This window comes from Acidipropionibacterium jensenii, from assembly GCF_005890135.1.
In the GTDB taxonomy this organism is placed as follows: domain Bacteria; phylum Actinomycetota; class Actinomycetes; order Propionibacteriales; family Propionibacteriaceae; genus Acidipropionibacterium; species Acidipropionibacterium jensenii.
Genome location: NZ_CP040635.1, coordinates 171,492 through 194,846, shown reverse-complemented (window position 1 = coordinate 194,846; position 23,355 = coordinate 171,492). Strand labels below are relative to the sequence as shown.

At 69.1% G+C, this 23,355-nt stretch carries 19 protein-coding genes; 17 read left to right on the top strand and 2 right to left on the bottom strand.

Translation table 11 applies throughout. The features are described from left to right. Window positions 1-82 precede the first annotated feature (82 nt). The 17 genes from FEZ32_RS00905 (at window position 83) to dapC (ending at window position 21,450) form a co-directional block, all read left to right on the top strand. Window positions 83-574, top strand: a complete 492-nt coding sequence (locus FEZ32_RS00905; protein WP_028702729.1) for a ribose-5-phosphate isomerase — start codon at window positions 83-85, stop codon at window positions 572-574. A 217-nt stretch (window positions 575-791) separates the two neighbouring features. Beyond that, entirely contained in the window at window positions 792-1,871 is a 1,080-nt protein-coding gene (locus FEZ32_RS00900) for a DUF7973 family transport facilitator (protein WP_138679678.1), read from the top strand. Window positions 1,872-1,909: 38 nt separating this feature from the next. Beyond that, a complete protein-coding gene (locus tag FEZ32_RS00895) occupies window positions 1,910-2,764 on the top strand; it encodes an HAD-IIA family hydrolase (RefSeq protein WP_138679677.1) in 855 nt (284 codons plus the stop codon). Between the two features lie 95 nt (window positions 2,765-2,859). Beyond that, window positions 2,860-4,422 carry an FGGY-family carbohydrate kinase gene (locus FEZ32_RS00890; protein ID WP_097799168.1) on the top strand — a complete coding sequence of 521 codons (1,563 nt, stop codon included), beginning with the start codon at window positions 2,860-2,862 and terminating at the stop codon, window positions 4,420-4,422. Window positions 4,423-4,585: 163 nt separating this feature from the next. Then, a complete protein-coding gene (locus tag FEZ32_RS00885) occupies window positions 4,586-5,947 on the top strand; it encodes a sn-glycerol-1-phosphate dehydrogenase (protein WP_028702733.1) in 1,362 nt (453 codons plus the stop codon). 72 nt (window positions 5,948-6,019) lie between these two features. Beyond that, the gene (locus FEZ32_RS00880) at window positions 6,020-7,750 is read left to right on the top strand and encodes a ribulokinase (RefSeq protein ID WP_138679676.1); all 1,731 of its coding nucleotides are present in this window, start codon (window positions 6,020-6,022) and stop codon (window positions 7,748-7,750) included. After that, on the top strand, window positions 7,743-8,507 hold the full coding sequence (locus tag FEZ32_RS00875) for an L-ribulose-5-phosphate 4-epimerase (protein WP_138679675.1): 765 nt from the start codon (window positions 7,743-7,745) through the stop codon (window positions 8,505-8,507). Before FEZ32_RS00880 ends, FEZ32_RS00875 begins: the two co-directional genes overlap by 8 nt. A 66-nt stretch (window positions 8,508-8,573) precedes the next feature. Next, window positions 8,574-10,634, top strand: coding sequence for a transketolase (gene tkt, locus FEZ32_RS00870; protein ID WP_244937879.1), 2,061 nt, complete (start codon window positions 8,574-8,576; stop codon window positions 10,632-10,634). Between the two features lie 163 nt (window positions 10,635-10,797). Continuing rightward, the gene (locus FEZ32_RS00865; protein WP_138679673.1) at window positions 10,798-11,823 is read left to right on the top strand and encodes a hypothetical protein; all 1,026 of its coding nucleotides are present in this window, start codon (window positions 10,798-10,800) and stop codon (window positions 11,821-11,823) included. 60 nt (window positions 11,824-11,883) lie between these two features. Next, complete coding sequence (locus FEZ32_RS00860) at window positions 11,884-12,327, top strand: MarR family winged helix-turn-helix transcriptional regulator (protein WP_097799163.1); 444 nt, start codon at window positions 11,884-11,886, stop codon at window positions 12,325-12,327. After that, window positions 12,324-13,628 (top strand): MFS transporter, encoded by a 1,305-nt coding sequence (locus FEZ32_RS00855; RefSeq protein ID WP_097799162.1) that lies wholly within the window; start codon window positions 12,324-12,326, stop codon window positions 13,626-13,628. Before FEZ32_RS00860 ends, FEZ32_RS00855 begins: the two co-directional genes overlap by 4 nt. Before the next feature lie 136 nt (window positions 13,629-13,764). Continuing rightward, the gene (locus FEZ32_RS00850) at window positions 13,765-15,306 is read left to right on the top strand and encodes a Re/Si-specific NAD(P)(+) transhydrogenase subunit alpha (protein ID WP_028702739.1); all 1,542 of its coding nucleotides are present in this window, start codon (window positions 13,765-13,767) and stop codon (window positions 15,304-15,306) included. Between the two features lie 3 nt (window positions 15,307-15,309). Further along, window positions 15,310-16,743 carry an NAD(P)(+) transhydrogenase (Re/Si-specific) subunit beta gene (locus FEZ32_RS00845; RefSeq protein WP_097799161.1) on the top strand — a complete coding sequence of 478 codons (1,434 nt, stop codon included), beginning with the start codon at window positions 15,310-15,312 and terminating at the stop codon, window positions 16,741-16,743. Window positions 16,744-16,751: 8 nt separating this feature from the next. Continuing rightward, a complete protein-coding gene (locus FEZ32_RS00840; protein WP_138679672.1) occupies window positions 16,752-18,011 on the top strand; it encodes a serine hydrolase in 1,260 nt (419 codons plus the stop codon). Window positions 18,012-18,128: 117 nt separating this feature from the next. Further along, window positions 18,129-19,862: a VanW family protein gene (locus tag FEZ32_RS00835; RefSeq protein WP_097799159.1), complete on the top strand. Its 1,734-nt coding sequence runs from the start codon at window positions 18,129-18,131 to the stop codon at window positions 19,860-19,862. A gap of 143 nt (window positions 19,863-20,005) precedes the next feature. Continuing rightward, the gene (gene fdxA / locus FEZ32_RS00830; protein WP_028702742.1) at window positions 20,006-20,326 is read left to right on the top strand and encodes a ferredoxin; all 321 of its coding nucleotides are present in this window, start codon (window positions 20,006-20,008) and stop codon (window positions 20,324-20,326) included. After that, the gene (gene dapC, locus FEZ32_RS00825; RefSeq protein WP_138679671.1) at window positions 20,323-21,450 is read left to right on the top strand and encodes a succinyldiaminopimelate transaminase; all 1,128 of its coding nucleotides are present in this window, start codon (window positions 20,323-20,325) and stop codon (window positions 21,448-21,450) included. The genes fdxA and dapC overlap by 4 nt, the downstream gene beginning before the upstream one ends. A 65-nt stretch (window positions 21,451-21,515) precedes the next feature. Here dapC and FEZ32_RS00820 read toward each other — a convergent pair whose 3' ends face one another. After that, window positions 21,516-22,382 (bottom strand): serine hydrolase, encoded by an 867-nt coding sequence (locus FEZ32_RS00820; RefSeq protein WP_138679670.1) that lies wholly within the window; start codon window positions 22,380-22,382, stop codon window positions 21,516-21,518. Window positions 22,383-22,434: 52 nt separating this feature from the next. Beyond that, window positions 22,435-23,349, bottom strand: a complete 915-nt coding sequence (locus tag FEZ32_RS00815) for a hypothetical protein (RefSeq protein ID WP_414973635.1) — start codon at window positions 23,347-23,349, stop codon at window positions 22,435-22,437. Window positions 23,350-23,355: the final 6 nt, after the last annotated feature.

The following is a 23,355-nucleotide window of genomic DNA, read 5'->3' as shown; positions in this document are numbered from 1 at the left end:
GTGTTAGTTTTAGCGCCATCAGGGCGATTCGCCCTGGCGGACCGCAAGGCCCGTTCCGAACGCAAGGAGGCTCGGAGGAGCGATGGGATTCACAATCGTGGTGGCCGGAGACCCGGCCGGAGTGGACTACAAGGAGGCCATCAAGGCCGATCTCGAGGCCGATCCGCGGGTCGACGAGGTCATCGATGTCGGTATCACCCCTGGTGAGAAGACTCTCTACCCGCACATCGGTGTCGCGGGTGCCCGAGTGATCGCCGAGGGCAGGGCCGACCGGGGGATCTTCATCTGCGGAACCGGGATGGGGATGGCCATCTCGGCCAACAAGGTTCCCGGGATCCGGGCGTGCACCGCCCATGACAGCTTCTCCGTCGAGCGGCTCATCATGTCCAACGACGCCCACGTGCTGTGCCTGGGGGAGCGGGTGATCGGACTGGAGCTGGCCCGTCGACTGGCCCGCGAGTTCCTCGACTACACCTTCGACCCGACCTCTCACTCGAAGGCCAATGTGGACCTGATCAGCGAGTACGAGGCCAACGCCGGCGGCCAGATCGCTGGAGCCGGCCAGGACTGCTGAGACCCGTCGGCGTGTCCGGCCCTCCGAGTGAGGTGCGGACGCGCCGGCCCAGACCGGGTCCGCCACGACGCGGACCCAGCCTCGCGAGCCGCACCTGTGACGGTGCGACGCAGGGCCACCCCGGTTCGTCGCCATCGGCGCGACGGGGTCACGCCGCGGCATCCGGCCGACGGTGACATGAGCGCGGGCCGCACCCGCCTGACCACTAGGGACACTGATGTTCACAGCTTCGTTGGGAGTCTTCATCTTCGGACTCCTCGCTGCGATCGCGGGAGGCGCCGTCGGCGCAGCGATCGGCGGCAACTACGCATTCGTGATGACCGGCTTCATGGTGCTGGTCTCTTGGGGCATCTTCGCCGCCACGGGCAACACCTTCGGCTTCGACTTCCTGGCCTTCGGTCCGTTCTTCGGCCCATACGTGGCCTTCGCCGGCGGTGTCGCCGGTGCCATCTACGCCACCTACAAGGGCTACATGACCGACGGCAAGGACGTGAACTCGCCCCTGGCCGGCCTGGGCAAGCCCGACGTGCTGTTCGTCGGCTCGATCTTCGGTGTGTTCGGTTACCTCCTCCAGATCGGTATCGCCAACCTCCCGTGGTTCGGCAAGCACACCGACTCGGTGGCCCTGACCGTGCTCATCTCCGGCCTGGTCGCCCGCTGGGCGTTCGGCGGGGTCAAGAAGCAGAAGCTGTTCAGCGGCTCGCTGCACAACCCGGAGCTCTTCCACGAGGACGCCACCTCCTTCCCCGCCAAGATCAAGCCCGGCCCGAACGGGCGCTGGCTCGAATGGCAGGAGAAGCCCTCCCAGCTGCTGTCCATCGGCTCGCTGTTCGGCATCTTCGCCGCCAGCGCCTCGCTGTTCCTGGCCTCGAACGTCGGCGCTCACTTCGCCGCGCAGGGGCTGCCCAGCACCCTGGCCGCCGCCAATGCCTCCAGCTTCCCGTTCGCCATCTCGGCCATCATCATCCTGTTCCTCATCACGAACCGGAACATGCCGGTGCAGCACCACGTGACGATCACGGCCGGCCTGGGCGCCGTGCACTTCTACCCGATCCTGATGGGTGCCACCTTCGACACCTTCAAGTGGACCGCGACGAGCACATGGGATTCCCACGCCTGGCTGATGGCCTTCGTGGCCCTGCTCATCGGCGCCGTCTTCGGCATCATGGCCGCGGCCTTCGCCGAGCTCGCCGCCCGCCTCTGGTACAACCGCGGCACGAGCCACATCGACCCGCCGGCCGCCGCCATCTGGATCTCGAACACCGTCGTGGTCTCCCTGGCCGCGCTGCTGTCCTGATCTGAATCCGTGATTCCCCCGCTGACCTGGAGAACTCAATGAACGACATCGTGAACGCCCCCACCGACTTCCAGCAGGCCTATGTCTTCGACATGGACGGCACCATCTACCTCGGTGACCACCTGCTGCCGGGGGCCAAGCGGATGATTGAGGAACTGCGTCAGCGGGGGATCCCGGTGCGCTTCCTGTCGAACAACCCGACCAAGGATCCGCAGCAGTACGTCGAGAAGCTGGAGAGGCTGGGCCTGCCCACCGACATCTCCGACATCTCGAACACCGTGGTGACGACCACCAACTGGCTGAGGGCCAACCATCCCGATGCCACCGTCTTCGCGATATCCGAGGAGCCGTTGAAGCGCAGTCTGCGCGAGGCGGGGATCCGGCTGTCGGAGGACCCCGCCGAGATCGACATCGTGGTCGCCTCCTACGACCGGCAGTTCGACTACCGCAAACTCCAGATCGCCTTCGACGCCATCTGGTTCCACAAGCGGGCCTTCCTCGTCCAGACCAACCCGGACCGGTTCTGCCCCTTCCCGGGGGGACGCGGGGAGCCCGACTGCGCGGCGATCACCGCGGCCATCGAGGCCTGCACCGGGACCACCTGCCAGGTGAACCTGGGCAAGCCCTCGCCGGTGATGCTCACCGCAGCACTGGAGGGTCTGGACGTCGCGGTGGAGGACTGCGTGATGGTCGGCGACCGGCTCCAGACCGATATCCAGATGGCTCTGGACACCGGGATGGGATCGGCCTGCGTGCTCACCGGGGAGGCCACCGCCGACGATGTCGCGGCCCTCGACCGGGCCCACCGCCCGACCTGGGTGCTGGACCGGATCGACCGGCTCATCCCGGCGTCGGTGTGGGACGAGCTCGGATGGAGCGACGACGACCAGTGACCTCCCGGGACGGGACGTCACCCTCGAGCAGACCTTCTGCTCATCCCCTGTTGTGTTCCGGTGCCCAGTGACGGGCACCCTCAAAGGAGAGATTCATGATTGACAACGGACCCTACGTTCTCGGCATCGACTACGGCACCGAGTCGTGTCGAGTGGCCATCTTCGACCTGGCCGGCCGACCGCTGACCTTCGCGGCCACCCCCTACCCGACGAACTTCCCGCACCCCGGCTGGGCCGAGCAGGACCCGGAGGACTGGTGGAAGGCCCTGCAGGCCAGCGCCCACCGGGCGATCTCCAACGCCGGGATCTCCCCCTCGGCGATCGCCGGCATCTCCTACGATGCGACGACCTTCACGATGGTCACCCTGGACTCCAAGGGGGAGTCGATCCGGCCGGCGATCATGTGGATGGACAACCGCGCCACCACCCAGGCGGCCCGCGCCGAGCAGTCCGACTCCGTCGCCCGGCTGATGAACAACGGCGGCAAGGGCGCCGCCCCCGCCGAGAACTTCCCCTTCAAGGCCGCCTGGCTCAAGGAGCACGAGCCGGAGAACTACGCCCGCGCCGCCCACATCGTCGATGCCGCCGACTGGGTCACCTACAAGCTGACCGGCGAGTGGACCGCCAACATCAACACCCACTCGATCCGCTCCTACTACAACCGGGCCCAGGGCGGCTGGCCGGTCGACTTCTACGAGGCCGTCGGCTGCGGTGATCTGTTCGAGAAGGTTCCCGAGCGGGTCGTCAACCTCGGCGAGCAGATCGGCGTGCTCGGCACGATTCCCGCCCAGCTGCTCGGCCTGCGTCCCGGAATCCCGGTCGCCCAGGGCCCCGGCGACGCCTGGGCGGGCCAGATCGGACTGGGGGTGCTGAGTCCGGGCACCTTCGCCCTCATCACCGGTTCCTCCCACGTGCTCAGCGGTCAGAGCGACCGCGAGATCCACGGCGAGGGGTTCTGGGGGTCCTACACCGACGCCGTGGTTCCCGGACAGTTCACCGTCGAGGCTTCCGGGGTGTCGACCGGATCGGTCCTCAAGTGGTTCAAGGACAACTTCGCCTCCGACGTCGTCGCGGCCGCCGAGAAGGTCGGGCTCAACCCCTACGACGTCCTCAACGCCCAGTCCCGCGACATCCCGATCGGATCCGACGGGCTGATCGTCAACGAGTACTTCCAGGGCAACCGGACCCCCTACACCGACTCCAAGGCGCGCGGCATCATGTGGGGGCTGTCCCTGGCCCACACCCCGGCGCACGTCTACCACGCCATCCAGGAGGCCGTCTGCTACGGCATCGGCCACTCGGTCAAGGCCTTCAAGGACGCCGGCGTCAATGTCGAGAAGATGGTCGCCTGCGGCGGCTCGACCAAGAGCCGCGACTGGATCCAGATGCACTCCGACGTCACCGGCGTGCCGATCGCACTCACCGAGGTGGGCGACGCCGTCGTCCTGGGCACCTGCATGATCGCCGCCGTCGGCGCGGGCCTGTACAAGGACCTGCCGGAGGCCGGTGCCAACATGGTCCATGAGATCGACATCATCGAGCCCGACCCGCAGCGTCACGAGCAGTACCAGTTCTACCTGGACAAGTACATGCGCTCCTTCCCGCTGATGCAGTCGCTGATCCACGAGCTCGTCGATCACGAGGCCGCCAAGCACTGAGCTGTCAGAAGCACTGAACTGACCGGGCCCCGCGGGGCCCGGGCAGTGCGAGCAGCACAGCACGAGCAGCACAGCACGCAACGCACTGGACCCATCGGTGGCCGGTCGCACAGACCGGCCACCGATGGGGGCCCAGTCCCACAGTTTCCACGAGAGGAATGACATGTCCGAACTTATTGAGAGAGCTCTTGCAGACTCCGACGACACCGATGTGGTGGTCATGGGACACGGAGTCCTCGACCAGACGGGACCCGTCTTCACGAAGCTCTTCGGCGATGCCAAGGCGATCATCATCGCCGACGGCAACACCTGGGGGGTCGCCGGCGAGGCTGTGAAGGCCTCCCTGACCGGGGCCGGCGTCGAGCTGGTCGAGCCGATGATCTTCCCGGCCCACCCCACCGTCTACGCCGCCTACGAGAACGTCCAGAAGATCCGCGACCACCTGGCCGGCCTCGACGGCGTGATTGCCTGCTCGATCGGTTCGGGCACCCTCAACGACCTCACCAAGCGCGCCTCCGACGAGCTCGGACGCCGCTACATGAATGTCTGCACCGCCGCCTCGATGGACGGCTACGCCGCCTTCGGCGCCTCCATCACCGAGAACGGCTTCAAGCACACGATGAGCTGCCGGGCCCCCCAGGCCCTCATCGCCGACCTGCCGACGATGGCCGGGGCGCCGCAGCGGTGCACCGCCACCGGGCTGGGCGACCTCATCGAGAAGGTGCCGGCCGGGGCCGACTGGATCATCGCCGACGAACTGGGCATCGAGCCCATCGACAAGGAGGTCTGGGATCTGGTCCAGGGGCCCCTCCCGCAGGCCATCTCCGACCCCAAGGGCCTGTCGGTCGGCAAGCCCGAGGCTCTGGAGGGCCTGGTGGAGGGCCTGGTGATGTCGGGTCTGGCGATGCAGAAGTACCGGATCAGCTCCCGGCCCGCATCCGGGGCCGGCCACCAGTTCTCCCACACCTGGGAGATGGAGAAGCTCGGGATGGATCAGGAGCCCCCGCTGACCCATGGCATGAAGGTGGGCCTGGGCACCATCGCGGTGCTGGCCCTGTGGGCCGAGATCCTCACGATCGACTTCAGCAGCCTCGACATCGACGCCGCCGTCGCGAAGTGGCCCAGCGCCCAGGAGATGGAGGCGAAGGTCCGCCGCAACTTCACCGGCGACATGCTCGAGCCCGCCGTCAAGCAGACGATGGACAAGTACCTCACCGCCGACCAGTTGCGCGAGCGTCTCGAGCTGGTCGCCCAGAAGTGGCCCGAGATCCAGCGCCGCTGCGCCGACCAGGTGATGCCCGCCGAGCGGGTCGAGAAGATCCTCAAGGAGGTGGGCGGGGTCTACCATCCCGGCCAGATCGGCCTCACCGAGGAGCGCTTCCACCAGACCTACTTCCGCTGCCAGATGATCCGGTCGCGCTACACCCTGCTGGACTTCCTGCTGGAGGCCGGCGTCCTCCAGGAGGAGGTCGACAAGCTCTTCGTCGGCGACGGGTTCTGGGCCAAGCGCCCCTGGAAGCACTGATCAGACGACGGTCGGGGCCGTCCGCGGCCCCGACCCTCACCCGCTCACATTCCCACACAGAGGTAGGAAGCCATGTCCCAGAAGTACATCATCGGTCTCGACTACGGCACCCTGTCCGGCCGCGCCCTGGTGGTGCGGGCCAGCGACGGTGCCGAGATGGGCACCGATGTCCACGACTACCCGTACGCGGTGATGGACCGCACCCTGGACGCCGCCGACGGGCAGAAGCTGCCGCCGGACTTCGCCCTGCAGTCTCCCGCCGACTACATCGAGACCCTGGAGCACATCGTCCCGGGCGCCCTCAAGGACGCCGGGGTCGACCCGGCCGATGTCGTCGGCATCGGTCTGGACTTCACCTCCGCCACCGTGCTGGCCTGCCGGTCCGACAGCACCCCGCTGTGTCTGAGCGAGGAGTTCGCCAATGAGCCGCACGCGTGGGTCAAGCTGTGGAAGCACCACGGCGCCCAGGACCAGGCCGACCGGATCGTCAAGCTGGCCCAGGTGCGCCGTGAGCCGTGGTTGGCCCGCTACGGCGGGATCCTGTCCGCCGAGATGCTGATGCCGAAGGTTCTGGAGACCCTGGAGTGGGCGCCGCGGGTCTATGACGCCGCCGTCGTCTTCGTCGACGCCCTGGACTGGCTCACCTGGACCCTCACCGGCACCCTCACCTTCGCGGCCGGGGACTCCGGGTACAAGCGGATGTTCCAGGACGGGAAGTACCCGTCCAAGGAGTTCCTGCGCAACCTCAACCCTGAGTTCGAGGATGTCTTCGAGACCAAGATGAACGCCCCGGTGCTGCCCCTGGGCGCCCGGGTCGGCGGGCTCACCGCCGAGTGGGCCGCCCGGCTCGGACTGCCGGAGGGGATCGCGGTGGCCTCGGGCAATATCGACGCCCACGTCACCGCCGCCGCCGTCCAGGCGGTCGAGGACGGCCAGATGACCGCCATCATGGGCACCTCCGCCTGCTACATCGTGCCGGGACCCGAGCTCAAGGAGGTCCCCGGCATGTTCGGGGTGGTCGACGGCGGCGTCGTCGACGGCTCCTGGGGGTTCGAGGCCGGCCAGACCGCGGTGGGCGACATCTTCGCCTGGTTCATCGACAACTGCGTGCCGCAGTCCTATCTCGACCAGGCCGCCCGGCGGGGGATCAGCGTCCATGACCTGCTCACCGAGAAGTGCCGCGACCAGGAGGTCGGCGCGCACGGGCTGATCGGGCTGGACTGGCACAACGGCAACCGCTCGGTGCTGGCCGACGCCAACCTGTCGGGCCTGATGGTGGGACAGACACTCACCACCACCCCTGAGGACCAGTACCGGGCTCTGCTGGAGTCCACCGCCTTCGGTGCCCGCACCATCATCGAGTCCTTCCGCCAGGCCGGGGTGGCGATCAACGAGCTGGTGGTGGCCGGCGGCCTCACCAAGAACGGCTTCCTCATGCAGCTGCTCTGCGACATCTGCCGGGTTCCGCTGTCACTGGGTCTGACCACCCAGCCGGGGGCCCGCGGATCGGCGGTCTTCGGTGCGGTGGCGGCCGGCGTCTATCCCGACGTCAAGGCGGCCTCTGCGGCGATGGGGGCCAAGGAGGAGGGGGTCTACCAGGTCGACGAGGAGCGCGCCGGCCAGTACGACGAGCTCTACCGCGAGTACCGGATCCTGCACGACTACTTCGGTCGGGGAGCCAATCCGGTGATGCACCGGCTCAAGGAGATCCGCCGGGCCGCGCACATCCGCGCCGAGAAGAAGCGCGGACCACTGCTGCGGCGGGCCGGGGACCACTCGGAGGACGCCTACCTCAATGACTAGTCCCGCCACCCCGAAGCAGATCCGGATCGCCGACCTGTCTGCCCGGACCCAGGCGCAGATCCACGCCGCCCGGGAGAAGGTGGCCCGACTCCACGGGGAGCTGATCCGCTGGAACCTGGTGGTCTGGACCGCCGGGAATGTCTCCCAGCGGATCCGCTGCGCCGAGGAGGCCGGCACCGACCTGCTGGTCATCAAGCCCTCCGGGGTGCCCTACGAGCTGCTCACCCCCGATGCGATGGTGGTCTGCGACCTGGCGGGCCACAAGGTCGACGACGGGACCGACGCCTCGCTGCGCCCGTCCTCCGACGTCTTCGCCCACGGCTACGTGTACCAGCAGATGGTGGAGGTGGGCGGGGTGGTCCACACCCACTCCACCTTCGCCACCGCCTGGGCGGCCCGCCACCAGCCGATCCCGTGCGTGCTCACCATGATGGCCGACGAGTTCGGCGGCGAGATCCCGGTGGGACCGCTGGCCGTGATCGGCGACGACTCGATCGGGCGGGGAATCGTGGAGACCCTGCGGGGATCCCGGTCCCGGGCCGTGCTGATGGCCAACCACGGCCCGTTCACGATCGGCGTCGACGCGACGGCCGCCGTCAAGACCGCGGCGATGTGCGAGGAGGTGGCCCACACCGTCCAGGTTTCTGCACAGATGGGTGAGCCCGTCCCCATTCCCCAACACACCATCGACCGTCTGTACGCTCGATACCAGAACGACTACGGGCAGCACGAACCGAGCCCGGCTGGCAACGCCTGAGGTTTTATCACGCCCCGGTCCGGTCCTGGACCGGGCCGGGGCACACCAATGAGAGGACATCACAAAGTGGCACATCTTGAATGGACTGAGACGGACGCGAAGGCCGTGGACACGGCCCGGGTGCTGGCCGCCGATGCCGTGGAGAAGGTCGGAAACGGCCACCCCGGCACCGCGATCTCGCTGGCCCCGCTGGGCTACCTGCTCTACCACAAGGTGCTCAACATCGACCCGGCCGACGAGAAGTGGCTGGGACGCGACCGGTTCGTGATGTCGGCCGGCCACTCCTCGCTGACCCAGTACACCGAGCTCTACCTGGCCGGTCTCGGCCTGGAGCTGTCGGACCTGGAGTCCCTGCGCACCTGGGGGTCGCTGACCCCCGGCCACCCGGAGTACGGCCACACGCGGTTCATCGAGACGACCACCGGCCCGCTGGGCGCCGGCGTCTCCAATGCGGTCGGGATGGCGATGGCGGCCCGCCGTGAGCGCGGCCTGCTCGACCCCGACGCCCCCGCCGGGACCAGCCCCTTCGACCACTACATCTACGCGATCGCCGGGGACGGCTGCCTGCAGGAGGGAGTCTCCGCCGAGGCCTCCTCGCTGGCCGGCACCCAGGAGCTCGGCAACCTCATCCTGTTCTACGACGACAACCGGATCACCATCGAGGGCGACACCAAGATCGCCTTCACCGAGGACGTCTGCGCCCGCTACCGGGCCTACGGCTGGGATGTCCGGACCGTCGACTTCACCCACGGCGGCACCCACTACTCCGAGGACGTCGACGCCCTGGCCGAGGCCATCGAGGCCGCCAAGGCCGTCACCGACAAGCCCTCCTTCATCAAGGTGACCACCGTCATCGGATGGCCGCTTCCCCACCTCCAGGGCAAGGAGTCGGTGCACGGCTCCAAGCTGGGCGCCACCGAGATCTCGGCCCTCAAGAAGGTGCTCGGCTTCGAGGACACCCCCTTCGCCATCGACGAGGATCTGGTCGCCACCACCCGCAAGGCCTTCGCCGAGCGCAACGGCGCCACCCGCGCGGCCTGGGACGCCGCCTTCGCCGCCTGGCAGCAGGCCAACCCCGAGCGGGCGGCCCTGCTGGCGCGGATCAGCGCCCGCCGACTGCCGGCCGATCTGGAGCTGCCGGTTTTCGAGCCCGGCTCGATGAGCACCCGGAAGGCCTCCGGAGAGGTGCTGAGCGCACTCGGACCGCAGCTGCCCGAGCTGTGGGGCGGCTCGGCCGACCTGGCCGGCTCGAACAACACCACCATGAAGGGGGCCGACTCCTTCCTGCCGGCCAACCGGGTGGTCGACGAGTACCCGGGCGGGCCCTACGGACGCACCCTCCACTTCGGCATCCGCGAGCACGCGATGGGGGGCATCGTCAACGGCATCACCGTCTCCGGTCTCACCAGGGTCTACGGAGGCACCTTCTTCGTCTTCTCCGACTACATGCGCCCGGCGGTGCGACTGGCCGCCCTGATGCGGATCCCGAGCATCTTCGTGTGGACCCACGACTCCGTCGGGGTCGGCGAGGACGGTCCGACCCACCAGCCGATCGAGCACCTGGCGGCCTGCCGGGCCATCCCCGGACTCGACGTCGTGCGCCCGGCCGATGCCAATGAGACCGCGGTGGCGTGGCGGACCATCCTGGAGCACACCGATCGTCCCGCCGGTCTGGTGCTGTCCCGTCAGAACCTGCCGACCATCGACCGCTCCCGGTACGCCTCGGCCGAGGGAGTGGCCAAGGGCGGCTATGTCGTCTCGGAGGCCAGCGCGGACCCGCAGCTGATCCTCATCGCCACCGGCTCGGAGGTCGGTGTCGCGCTGGATGCCCAGAAGACCCTGGAGCAGGCGGGCACCCCGACCCGGGTGGTCTCGATGCCCTGCCAGGAGTGGTTCGACGCCCAGGACGAGACGTACCGCGAGTCTGTGCTGCCCTCCGCGGTGACCGCGAGGGTCTCGGTGGAGGCCGGGATCGCGATGGGCTGGGCGAAGTATGTCGGGTGCGCCGGCCAGTCGGTGTCGATCGAGCACTTCGGGGCCTCGGCCGCCGGATCCAAGTGCTTCGAGGAGTTCGGCATCACCGCCGACCATGTGGTCGAGGTCGCAGGCGCCGTGCTGGCGGAGTGACCCCCGTGGTGCCGTGAGCACGGGGCCGTCTGGTCCCCGATGGTGTCGGGCCGGGTCCGCACGAGGGTTCTCCTCGTGCGGACCCGGCCCGTTCCGCTGTGGTGGCCGGAGCTGCCTCCCCCTAGGGTGGGTCCTGGACCGGTCGTCGCGATGAGGAGAACCGATGTCACAGCAACCGCCCTGGGGAGAACCCCAGACCCACTGGCAGAGTTCGGCGGGGGAGACCCCCTCGGGGGTTCCGGCGCCGGCGGGTGGCCAGCACGGACCCGCCCAGAACGGACCCGGACAGCAAGGTCCCGGACAGCACGGTCCCGGACAGCACGGTCCCGGGCACGGTGGTCCCGGACAGCACCGTCCGGTGCCCGACTCCTGGACGCCGGGCGCTCCGCAGGGCCGGGTCGCTCCGGGAACCTGGCTGAGGCGCTACCCCCGGGTGGTGCTGCTCGCCGGGGCAGTGCTCAGCGTCCTCATGATGCTGGCGCCGTGGTTGGTGACGCGAATCACCATGCCCTCGTCGGGCTCGGTGACGGTGCGGTCCAACGGACTCCAGTGGGTGAGCTCCGGCGTTGGTGGGCAGGGTCAGGAGAACCCGGTGCTGTGGAACACCTGGGTGCTGCTGAGTCTGGTCCTGCTCCTGGCGCTGATCGTGATGGGGTCCATCGCGCTGGCCCTGGACGAGGCGCTGCCCGCCCGGTGGGATCTCGTCGGCCTGCTGGGGTCGGGGATCCTCGCGGTGCTGATGGTCGTCGGCGTCGCCCAGCAGCTGTACATCGTCCTCGGCCGGGCCTCCGTCGAGACCTCGGAGGTGAGCGTGTCGACGGGATTCGGGCTGTGGCTGTTCATCGTCACGGTGCTGGTGACTCTCGGCGGTGCCATCTGGCAGGTCGTGGTGAACCGCGGGCGGGCTGCCCGACCGGCCGCCCCGGGATCCGGTCCCCTCGGTCCGGGCCCGCTGCCGCCCCAGTGGAACCAGCAGTCCGACACGCAGGTACAGCCGCGGCCCGGCTTCCCTCCGCAGCAGGGTCAGCCCCCGTACCCGCCCCAGCGCAGTCAGTCCCCGTACCCGCCGCAGCAGGGTCGCACTGCGTACCCGGGTCAGCCTCCCTATCCTCCCCAGCACGGTCAGCCCCCGTACCCGCCTCAGCAGTCGGGACCGGGCCAGCACCCCGGGTCGCCACAGGACGACTGATCTCCGAGGGGTTGAGTAGCGGCCTAAGGTAATTACCGGAACTAATTACTGGAGGTCACCATGGCATCACCGCGCCCGATCTCGACCGAGCCCGACCTGGCCGAGCTGGCCAATGACCTTCGGCTGGCCTGCCAGATCATCTCCCGCCGGGTCCGCTTCGAGTCGACCAGCGAGATCCCCCCTCACCAGATCAGCGTCCTCTTCGCAGTGCGGACGAAGGCCCAGACCCCGACCGCCCTGGCCGAACGGGAGCGCGTCTCCACACCGGCGATGACCCGGACCCTCAACGCGATGGAGGGTCAGGGTCTGGTCCGGCGCACCAGGAATGCCGAGGACTCCCGGTCGGTGCTGGTGAGTCTCACCGACCGGGGGACCGCCGTCATCGAACGGGTCTACGCGAGCCGGGACTCCTGGATGATGAGGCACCTGGAGGGGCTGTCCGAGCAGGACCTGGCGGTCCTCACCCGGGCCGCCGAGGTCCTCACCCGGATCGGACAGGCATGAGAGCCGCCCCGGGCGAGGTGGGGCGCACCTTCGCGTCCTTCTCGATTCCCAACTACACCTATTACTTCATCGGCTCCCTGGTCTCCAACCTGGGTCTGTGGATGGGGCGCACCGCCCAGGACTGGATGGTGCTGACCCAGCTCACCCAGCACTCCTCGAGCGCCCTCGGCTATGTCACCGCCCTGCAGTTCCTGCCGATCGCGGTACTGGCCCCCACCATGGGTGCGGTCGCCGATCGCTGGCCCAAGCACAACCTGCTCTACCTCAGCCAGGGTCTGCTGGCTCTGGACGCCGCCGCCCTGTGGCTGCTGGACGCCACCGGCGTCATCCAGCTCTGGCACGTCCTGGCGCTGGCCTTCCTGCAGGGCGTCTTCAGTTCCCTGGACAACCCGGTCCGGCAGGCCTTCGTCCCCGAGATGGTCCCGATGCGTCTGGTCCCCAATGCGATCGGGCTCAACTCGGCCCAGTTCAACGGCGCCCGGCTGCTGGGGCCCGGTCTGGGCGGGTTGCTGATCGCCGGCGTCGGGGTGTCGGCCTGTCTGCTCATCAATGCGCTGAGCTTCGCGGCGGTGATCGTCTCACTGGCGGTGATGGACCGGCGCAGGCTCACCCCCGCGCCGGTCAGACGCGGCGGGGGAGCGGTCCGCGAGGGGATCCGCTATGTCCGCAGGCGTCCCGACATCCTCGTCCCGATGGTGATCGTCTTCATGCTCGGCACCTTCGGGATGAACTTCCAGATCACCAACGCGCTGATGGCCACGAAGGTCTTCGGCAAGGGGGCCGGGGAGTACGGCCTGCTCGGCTCGATCATGGCCGTCGGCACCCTGGCCGCCGCCCTGCTGGCCGCCCGACGGGCCCATCCGCGGTTGCGCACCCTGCTCATCCCGCTGGCCGGGTTCGCGGTCTTCACCGCGGTGCTGGGGGTGGCCCCGAGCTATCAGGTCTACGCCCTCACCCTGGTGCCGGTGGGGCTGTGCGCCCTCACCGTGATGACCAGCGCCAATGCCACCGTCCAGATGGCCTCCGATCCTGATGTCAGGGGCCGGGTGATGGCCCTCTACATGGCGATCTTCCTGGGTGGGACGCCGATCGGGGCGCCCATCATCGGCTGGATCGGAGACGCCTGGGGGCCGAGGTGGACCCTGCTCATCGGGTCGGCGGCCACCGCTCTGACGGTGATCGGGGTGCTGCTCTTCGTGACCCTTCACGACGGCATGCGGATGGCCGTGCGCTCCGGGTGGCCGCCGAAGGTGGCCGTGGTGCACGGATCCGGGCCCCCATCGGGCGGCGGTGCCGGCTGAGCGGCCCTCCGTCCGGGGGCGTCAGGAGGATCCTGGACCACCCCACTCGTGGTCGCATTTGCGCTGGTGAGCAGATGTGCACCGGGGGAGGGGCCCCCGGAGATCGCTCGATGTCGAGAGAATAGGATCAGGTGCCATGAGGATTGGTGTTCCGCGGGAGTCACTCGCGGGTGAGAACAGGGTCGCGGCCACGCCGGTGACAGTCCCACGACTGGTCACACTCGGCTATGACGTGACCGTGGAACGCGGTGCCGGGGAACGCGCGTCGTTCCCGGACGCAGCCTACGAGGAAGCGGGCGCGACGCTCGGCTCGGGAGGTGATGCCTGGGGGGCCGATCTGGTACTGGCCGTCAACCCCCCCACCGACCAGGAGATTGCGCTGATGCACTCCGGGACGGTGCTGGTGACCTTCCTGGCGCCTCGCCAGGACACCGCGCTGACCGACAAGCTGGCCGCGGCAGGGATCACCGGGATGTCGATGGACATGGTGCCGCGCATCTCGCGCGCCCAGTCGATGGACGCCCTGTCGTCGATGGCCAACATCTCCGGCTACCGCGCCGTGGTCGAGGCGGCCTTCGCCTACGGCCGGACCTTCGGCGGTCAGGTGACCGCCGCCGGCAAGGTGCCCCCGGCCAAGGTCTTCGTCATCGGCACCGGAGTCGCCGGCCTGGCCGCACTCGGTGCCGCCAACTCGATGGGCGCCGAGGTCTTCGCCACCGACGTCCGCCCCGAGACCGCCGAGCAGGTCGAGTCGATGGGGGCCCGGTTCCTCCACGTGCGGACCGCCCAGACCGACCAGGGGGTGTCCTCCGACGGCTACGCCAAGGAGACCTCCGACGACTACAACGCCCGCGCCGCCGAGCTGTACATGGAGCAGGCCAAGGTCTGCGACGTCATCATCACCACTGCGGCCATTCCCGGCCGCACCTCCCCCAAGCTCATCACCGCCGAGATGGTCGCGGCGATGAAGCCCGGCAGCATCATCGTCGACCTGGCGGCCCTGGGCGGTGGAAACTGCGTGCTCACCCACCCCGGTGAGAAGTACGTCACCGACAACGGTGTGACGATCATCGGCTACACCGATCTGGCCTCCCGGCTGGCCGGGCAGTCCTCCCAGCTCTACGGCACCAACCTCGTCAACCTGGTGAAGCTGGCCACTCCCGAGAAGGACGGCCAGTTCGTCATCGACTTCGAGGACGAGGTCATCCGCACGATGACCGTCTGCCGCGACGGCGAGGTCACCTTCCCGCCGCCGCCCGTCCAGGTCGCCGCCGCTCCGGCGCCGGTCGCCAAGGCTCCCGCCGAGCCGGTCAAGGTCGAGAAGCAGCCCCGGCCGTGGACCCAGACCTACGCCATGGTGGGAGGGCTGGCGATCCTGCTGATCGCCCTGCTCACCTTCGCACCGTCCTACTTCCTGGGTCTGTTCGGCACCTTCGCGGTCGCCGTGGTGGTCGGCTACTACGTCGTCTGGAATGTCTCCCACGCCCTGCACACCCCGCTGATGAGTGTCACGAACGCGGTCTCGGGAATCATCATGGTCGGCGCCATCACCCAGCTGGGGTCCGAGTCCTGGACGATCCGGATCATCGCCGCGGTCACCGTGCTGATCGCAAGTATCAACGTCTTCGGCGGCTTCCTGGTGACCGCTCGAATGCTCAAGATGTTCAGGAAGGCCTGACCGATGAATGCAGTGATGCTGATTTCAGGGCGGCTGACGAATTTCGTCGACGCCTGCTACATCGTCGCGGGGTTGCTGTTCATCCTCGCCCTCGCCGGGCTGGCGAAGTTCGAGTCCTCCAAGCGCGGCAACGCCTTCGGGATCCTCGGCATGATCATCGCGGTCATCGCCTCCATCGTCTGGCTGGTCGCACTGCCTCACTACCACCCCGTCGCCCTCGTGCTGCTCTTCGTGCCGATGCTCATCGGCGCCGGGATCGGCATCTGGAAGGCCACCAAGGTGGAGATGACCGGGATGCCCGAGCTCATCGCCCAGCTGCACTCCTTCGTCGGTCTGGCAGCCGTGCTCATCGGCTTCAACGCCTTCATGGAGGACGGCGCCGCCGCCTCGGCCTTCCAGCGCTCGGAGATCTGGATCGGTGTGTTCATCGGCGCCCTGACCTTCACCGGGTCGATCGTGGCCTGGGGCAAGCTGTCGGGCAAGATCGCCTCCAAGCCGCTGGCCATCCCCGGCCGCAACTGGATCAACCTGGCCATCGTGGTCGCCGTCATCGGCTGCGGGGTCTGGTTCTCCAATGTCGACGGACCGATCGCCTGGCTGCCGCTGGCGATCCTCACCGGCCTGTCGCTGTTCCTCGGCTTCCACCTGGTGGCCGCCATCGGCGGCGCCGACATGCCGGTGGTCATCTCGATGCTCAACAGCTACTCCGGTTGGGCCGCCGCCTTCTCCGGGTTCAGCCTGCACATCTCGGTGCTGACGATCACCGGTGCACTGGTCGGATTCTCCGGTGCGATCCTGTCCTTCATCATGTGCCGGGCCATGAACCGGTCCTTCGTCTCGGTGATCCTCGGCGGCTTCGGGGACGCCCCGATGGTGGCCGCCGACGGCCCGCAGGGGGAGATCCACGAGACCACCGCCGCGGACCTGGCCGGCCAGCTGGCCGACGCCTCCTCGGTGATCATCGCTCCGGGTTACGGGATGGCCGTGGCCCAGGCCCAGTACCCGGTGGCCGAACTGGCCAAGCGGCTGCGCGAGCAGGGGGTCGAGGTGCGGTTCGCGATCCACCCGGTCGCCGGCCGTCTGCCCGGGCACATGAACGTGCTGCTCGCCGAGGCTCACGTCCCCTATGACATCGTCATGGAGATGGATGAGATCAACGACGACTTCGCCGACACCGACATCGTTCTGGTGATCGGCGCCAATGACACCGTCAACCCGGCGGCGATGGATCCGGGCACCCCGATCTCGGGAATGCCGGTCCTGCACGTCTGGGAAGGCCGTCAGGTGGTCGTCTTCAAGCGCTCCATGAAGCCCGGTTACGCCGGCGTCGAGAACCCGCTGTTCTTCAAGGACAACACGCAGATGCTGTTCGGGGACGCCAAGGCCTCGGTGGACGCCATCAACGCCGCACTACCGGTGCCCGCGGCGGCCCACTGAGCCCGACCATGACCGGTTGGTCGGATCTCGACCGGTATCTCGACGACCAGGCGGCCGGGGAGCTCTCCTCGGCCGGCCTGGTCGTCGTCTCGTCGGCCGGAGTGCTCCACGAGCACCACTGCGGTGACGCGCTGCGCTACTCCACACCGTCGACCGCACAACCGGACGCCGACCCGGGTCCGGCCGTCCTGCTGCCCGCCGACCGGAGGGTGCCGGTGAGGGGGTCGACCCTCTTCGACCTGGCCTCCAACACCAAGATGTGGGCCACCAATCTGGCCCTGATGGAACTCGTCGGCCGGGGTGCACTGGACCTGGACCGCCCGGTCTGCACCTTCGCCGGCTGGCAGCGGTTCGGCGAGCCGGGACGCCGCGGTGTCACGGTCGCCGATCTGCTGCGCCACGAGGCCGGACTGATCGCCGACCCCCGCTACTTCAACCCCCGTGCCGCCGGCCCGCTGTACTGCTCGGGCACCCCCCTCGATCCGGTGCCCCGCGAGCGGATCATCGCCACGATCTGCCGGACCCCCTCGGCCCGGCCGCCGCACCAGGGCTACTGCTACTCCGATCTGGACTACATGATCCTGGGGCTGCTGGTTGAGCAGATCTGCGGGCAGCGTCTGGACCACGTGCTGGAGGACGGCCTCTACCGGAGCCTCGGCCTGGTCTTCACCGTCTTCAACCCTCTGGACAAGGGGTTCGACCCCGACCGGATCGCCGCCACCGAACCGGAGGGAAACACCCGGGGAGGGTCGGTGGACCTCGGGCCGGCCCCCGACGGCTCACCGGCCCCGATGCGCCGCTACACCCTGCGCGGCCAGGTGCACGACGAGAAGGCCTGGTACTGCATGGGCGGGGTCTCCGGCCATGCCGGCCTGTTCACCGACACCGGCGACCTCGCGGTGCTGCTGCGACTGGGCCTGGGGGAGGGCCGCCTGGACGGCAAGCAGTACATCGACCTCGAGGTCTGGCGGCGTTTCGCCCGTCCTCAGGGGCGCACCGCGGGAGAGCGGGCCGAGTCCAGTCACGGCCTGGGGTGGCGGGTGGCGCCCAGCGCAGGCGACCCCTATCCGCCCTTCGGGAGCAGTCCCGCCCCCGGCAGCATCGGGCACACCGGGTGGACCGGCACCCTGACCGTGGTCGATCGACAGCGAGACCTGGCCCTCGGTCTGCTCACCGGTGCGCGTCACCGGCTCGGCACCGACGTCGGCAGGGACCGCCCCGTCGACTACTCCCGGATCGTCGACGCCGTCTACCGGGCGGCCCTCTGAGCCCGGCCGCCGTCGGCCCGCCGGGATCGGCATTCGCGTCCGGGCAGGATCGTCTGCCTACAATGCCCACACCTCGCAGGCGACCAGCGGCCGGCGGCAAGGGGAGGGCGGACCAGCGTGAGCGACAGCACCGACGAGACCATCCGACACCCCTCGCGGCGCGGCCGCCGGATGGTCGGCATCGGCCTCGGAGGTCTCGCCGTGGTGCTGGCCGGCGGATACCTGGTCGGTCATCTGATGACCACCGACACCCTGCCCGCCCGCACCGAGATCTCCGGCGTGGCCGTCGGCGGGCTGTCCTCCGACCAGGCTCTCCAGAAGGCCCGGACGGCCCTCGCCCCGACCCTGTCCAGGGAGGTCCCGATAGCCGACGGGAGGACCGTGGTCGCGGTGAGACCGGCCTCCGCAGGTCTGTCGGTCGACTGGCCGGCCACCATGGCGCAGGTGGATCCCGGAAACTCCTGGAACCCCCGGGTGATCTGGAACACCCTGCACGGGGGAGGACGGGTCCCGCTGGTGACCGCCGTCGACCGGACCGCGCTCGATGCCGCGGTCACCGCTGCGTCCAGCCGGTTCGCGGTGAGCCCCCGGGACGCCGGGGTCACCCTCAAGGGCACCCGCATCCTCACCACCGGCGCGGTGACCGGCCGGACCCTCGACACCGCCGCCACCGCACAGACGATCGCCGACGGCTGGCCGACCGACGGTTCCGAACCGATGGCTGCCACCGTCATCCGCAAGGATCCGGCGATCACAGACAAGGCCGTCCAGCAGGCCGTCTCCACCACCCTGCGACCCACCGTCTCCGGGCCGGTGACGGTGACCACCGACAAGGGGGACGTCGCGGTGTCCGCGGAGCAGATCGCCGCGGCCACCTCGGTGCGCACCGCCGGCGGCACGGTGAAGGTCACCACCGACATGGCATCCCTGTACCGCTCCACCCAGGCCGGCCGGGACCGGCTCGGCCTCACCCAGGGCACCGACGCGAGAATCCTCATCTCCGGCGGAAAACCCACCATCCGGCCCTCGGTCGACGGCCGGGGAATCAGCCTGGCCGAGTTCACCAAAGCGGTTCAGCCGGCCCTGGTCCGGACCGGCGCCCAGCGCACCGGCACCGCACAGATCACCGCGGTGCCGGCCCGGTTCAGCACCGAGGACGCCCGCAAGGCCGGCGTCAACCGGGTGATCGGGGAGTTCACCACCCAGTTCCCCTACGCCCCCTACCGCAACACGAACCTCACGATCGCCGCCAACACCATCAACAACACCTACCTGGCCCCGGGACAGACCTTCAGCATGGACAAAGTGCTGGGTCCCCGCACCGCGGACAAGGGCTACGTCGAGGGATGGGTGATCTCCGGAAGCGTCATGAAGCGCGAGTCGGCCGGCGGCATCTCCCAGTCTGCGACCACCACCTTCAACGCGGCCTTCTTCGCCGGGATGACCGACGTCGAGCACCATCCGCACTCGCTGTACTTCTCCCGGTACCCGGCCGGCCGGGAGGCCACCCTCTACTACGGAAAGCTCGACCTCAAGTTCCGCAACGACACCCGCTACGGGGTCCTCGTCCAGGCCTTCACCCGCAAGGCCCCGGTCGACGGCAGCGGATCGATCACGGTGCGGATCTGGTCCACCCCGACCTGGCAGCGAATCACCTCCAGCGAGCTGGCGAGATCGAACTACGCCTACGGACGCACGGTCACCTCCACCGACGCCGACTGCCACCCGCAGTCCCCCTCCCCGGGATTCGACGTGAACTACTCGCGGCTGTTCTGGCGCGACGGGGCGGTGGCCAGGAAGGAGAACTTCTTCTGGCGCTACGACCCGACCGACGAGGTCATCTGCCAGTAGTCCGGGCTGCGGCCGGCCCGGGGACTCCCACGCCCGCGGAATCGGCACGACACGCTGTAGTGGAGAGAGGATAGAGTGGGGTCGATCGTGACCGACGGCCCCCATGGGTCACCGGATTTCCAAGAGATACCAAGGAGAGCGACATGACTTACGTCATCGGTCTGCCCTGCGTGGACGTCAAGGACCGTGCCTGCGTCGAGGAGTGCCCGGTCGACTGCATCTACGAGGGTGAGCGCAGCCTCTACATCCACCCCGAGGAGTGCGTGGACTGCGGCGCCTGCGAGCCCGTCTGCCCGGTGGAGGCGATCTACTACGAGGATGACCTGCCCGACGAGCAGCAGGACTTCCTGCGGATCAACACCGAGTTCTTCGACGACCTGGGCTCCCCGGGCGGTGCCGCCCGGCTCGGGCCGACCCACAAGGATCCGCCGGAGGTCGCCGCGCTTCCCCCGCAGGGCGAATGAGTTCCGCCCTCGACCGGGGTACCCGCAGGCGGGTCTCGGCATCCCTGCCCACCTTCCCGTGGGACACCATCCGGGCGGCCAAGGAGCGGGCCGCCGAGCATCCCGGAGGGCTCATCGACCTGTCGGTGGGAACCCCGGTGGACCCGACCCCCGGCCCCGTTCGTGACGCCCTCGCGGCCGCATCGGACGCCCACGGCTACCCGCAGGTCTGGGGAACCCCGGCCCTGCGCGCCGCCATCCTGGAGCACATGACCAGCCGCTGGGGAGCCCGCGAGCTCACCGAGGAGTCGGTGCTCCCGGTGATCGGCACCAAGGAGCTGGTCGCCTCCCTGCCGAGTCAGCTCGGGCTCGGCCCGGACTCCCTGATCGTGATCCCGGAGTGCGCCTACCCGACCTACCGGGTCGGCGCCCTGCTATGCGGTGCCCGGGTGCAGGTGACCGACGACCCCGACCGGGTCGAGGGTGAACCTGATCTCATCTGGATCAACTCGCCGGCCAATCCCTCCGGGCGGGTGCTGTCGATCGACGAGATGCGCGCCTGGGTGCAGCTGGCCCGGCGCACCGGTGCAGTGCTGGCCTCCGACGAGTGCTACGGAGAGTTCTCCTGGCAGGTCGAGGCCGTCTCGGTGCTCGACACCCGCGTCAGCGACGGCGACATCGGCGGACTGCTGAGCTGCATGTCGATGTCGAAGCGGTCGAACATGGCCGGCTACCGGGCGGGATTCGTGGTCGGCGATCCGGCACTGACCTCCGAGCTGCTGGCGATCCGCAAGCACGCCGGGATGATGGTCCCGGCCCCGATCGCCGAGGCGATGAGGGTCGCCCTGGGTGACGCCGGCCAGGTGGCCGAGCAGCGCGAACGGTACGGACGTCGCCGCGAGGTCCTGATGCCGGCTCTGGCCGGAGCCGGATTCCGGATCGACCACTCCGAGGGATCGATCTACCTGTGGGCGACCCGCGGCCAGGACTGCCGCGAGACACTCGACTGGCTTGCCGAGCGGGGAATCCTGTGCTCCCCGGGAGACTTCTACGTCGAGGGGCACAGCGACCACGTGAGGATCGGACTGACCGCCCCCGACGACCGGATCGTCGAGGCGGCCCGACGGTTGTCCAGCGGCAACTGAGACCTGCGGTCGAGCGGGGGCGCTCCGGAGGGCGCGCCCCCGCTCACCCTGTTGCCGAGGACCGGTCAGCGGGGGCAGCGTCTGAGGGGCAGGTCGTCGCGGTGCGCGGTGAACCAGGTCCGGAGGGTGGCGACCGTCCGGTCGACGTCGCCCTGCGGTCCCTGGGCGATGAAGACCACCGCCGAGTAGCCGCCGCCGTGGGGGAGAACGGCCATCTGGCGGATGGTGTAGTCCCCGTCGTCCTCGATACCCCACCCGCCCTTGACCATCGAGGGATGGATCCCGGCCAGACCGAACTGCTCGGAGGGATCGATCCGGGCCATGTGGCCGCGCACCCGGGCACTCGCGGCGTCGGTGGCGCATGCCAGTCCCTCGGTGAACCGCAGCTGGTCGGTGGCCCTCCACCGGGTCATCCCGAAGGGCTGGTCGGGGCCGGCGTCGTCATCGGGCAGGACGACGGTGCGGGAGTCTCCGAGCCGGCTGATGACCTTCTGGACGGTGTCGGCCGCCCCGGTGCCCTCGCCCAGCAGGCTCCACAGGTGCATGGTGGCGTCGTTGTCGGACACCGAGATCGCCTGCTCAACGTCATCGGGGTCCGGTGAGCCGGTGGTCATCGCGGCGATCGCGATGGGCACCTTGATCGTCGACCAAGCGGTGTCCTGGTCGACCTTGCCGACGCTGGTCGCGGTGGAACCGGTGCCGGCCACCACGATCTGAAGGTCCACCCCCGAGTCGGCGACCAGTGCGGCGAGCTGGGACCTGAGGATCGGCGGGGACGACGGCGCCGGCCGTGCACCGGAGGGCGGCGGGCTGCTCGTGGGGGAGGTGGCGGCCGGATGTGCGCAGGCCGTCAGGAGTGCCGGCAGCAGCACGGCGGCAGTGATTCGGCCGATCGTCCGGCTGACCGTCCGCCTGTCGATCTTGAGGTCCACGATGCTCTTTCCTCGGTGGTGCCTGACACATTACGTGTCCGGCCCCCGAGTCTCAGCCTCGCACCTTCACCGTCCCGGTGGTCGCCGAGGTGGTTCCCGAGGGGCTGGACGAGGGTCCGGTCGAGGTGGACCAGGCCGCGAACTGCTTGGGGTCCAGCGTCCATCCGGCGGTCCCGACCGTCGCCGAGGCGATCGGCGCGGTGTCGGTGCTGGCCATCGTGAGGGCCACCCCGGCCCAGACCAGGGTGGCGTCGGTGCTGCGCACCGTCACCGTGGTGCCCTTGGCCGTGACCGTCGCCCGGTTTGCCAGCCCCTTGACCGTGGTGGCGGCCAGGGCGCCGGCCCGACCGGCATCGGTGGACCGGTTGACGCAGCTCAGCGCCCGGGGAGAGTTGCCGGTGAGGGTGCTGGCCCAGGCCTTCGCGGCATCGATGTGCTTGCGGTACCCGTCGGGAACCCCGGACTTCTGGACCGACTGGGCGGCGTCGTTGATGTCCTCGGTCTGCCAGTTGGCCACCTTGACCAGCTCGTCGTAGAACTTGCCGCTGGAGTACCACGGATCCTTGATCTGGGCCCGGGTGCCCCACCCCTGGGAGGGACGCTGCTGGAACAGGCCGATGGAGTCGCGGTCACCGTAGTCGAGATTGCGCAGCCCGGACTCCTGCATGGCGGTGGCCAGGGCGATCGTGGCGGCCCGGCTCGGCAGCCCCCGTCGGATGGACTCCGCCACGATGATCGCGGCATTGCCCGACTGCTCCAGGTCCAGGGTGTAGCTGTTGCCCCCGACCGTCGTCTGGCAGCCCTCGTTGACCGGCACGTTGAACAGCGGGTCGACCTTCTGCCAGACCCGCCATCCGCCGTACCCCAGCCCGGCGAGCAGGGCGAGGGTCACCACCAGCGCCGCCAGCGAACGAAGCCAACGGCGTGGGGATCGGATGGCCCTGCGGGGAGCCGACCTGCGTGCCACGAGAGG

Excerpts from the sequence above, each read along its gene's own strand:
- FEZ32_RS00905 (WP_028702729.1), top strand. The coding sequence starts at position 83 with ATGGGATTCACAATCGTGGTGGCCGGAGACCCGGCCGGAGTGGACTAC.
- FEZ32_RS00900 (WP_138679678.1), top strand. The coding sequence starts at position 792 with ATGTTCACAGCTTCGTTGGGAGTCTTCATCTTCGGACTCCTCGCTGCG.
- FEZ32_RS00895 (WP_138679677.1), top strand. The coding sequence starts at position 1,910 with ATGAACGACATCGTGAACGCCCCCACCGACTTCCAGCAGGCCTATGTC.
- FEZ32_RS00890 (WP_097799168.1), top strand. The coding sequence starts at position 2,860 with ATGATTGACAACGGACCCTACGTTCTCGGCATCGACTACGGCACCGAG.
- FEZ32_RS00885 (WP_028702733.1), top strand. The coding sequence starts at position 4,586 with ATGTCCGAACTTATTGAGAGAGCTCTTGCAGACTCCGACGACACCGAT.
- FEZ32_RS00880 (WP_138679676.1), top strand. The coding sequence starts at position 6,020 with ATGTCCCAGAAGTACATCATCGGTCTCGACTACGGCACCCTGTCCGGC.
- FEZ32_RS00875 (WP_138679675.1), top strand. The coding sequence starts at position 7,743 with ATGACTAGTCCCGCCACCCCGAAGCAGATCCGGATCGCCGACCTGTCT.
- FEZ32_RS00865 (WP_138679673.1), top strand. The coding sequence starts at position 10,798 with ATGTCACAGCAACCGCCCTGGGGAGAACCCCAGACCCACTGGCAGAGT.
- FEZ32_RS00860 (WP_097799163.1), top strand. The coding sequence starts at position 11,884 with ATGGCATCACCGCGCCCGATCTCGACCGAGCCCGACCTGGCCGAGCTG.
- FEZ32_RS00855 (WP_097799162.1), top strand. The coding sequence starts at position 12,324 with ATGAGAGCCGCCCCGGGCGAGGTGGGGCGCACCTTCGCGTCCTTCTCG.
- FEZ32_RS00850 (WP_028702739.1), top strand. The coding sequence starts at position 13,765 with ATGAGGATTGGTGTTCCGCGGGAGTCACTCGCGGGTGAGAACAGGGTC.
- FEZ32_RS00845 (WP_097799161.1), top strand. The coding sequence starts at position 15,310 with ATGAATGCAGTGATGCTGATTTCAGGGCGGCTGACGAATTTCGTCGAC.
- FEZ32_RS00840 (WP_138679672.1), top strand. The coding sequence starts at position 16,752 with ATGACCGGTTGGTCGGATCTCGACCGGTATCTCGACGACCAGGCGGCC.
- fdxA (WP_028702742.1), top strand. The coding sequence starts at position 20,006 with ATGACTTACGTCATCGGTCTGCCCTGCGTGGACGTCAAGGACCGTGCC.
- dapC (WP_138679671.1), top strand. The coding sequence starts at position 20,323 with ATGAGTTCCGCCCTCGACCGGGGTACCCGCAGGCGGGTCTCGGCATCC.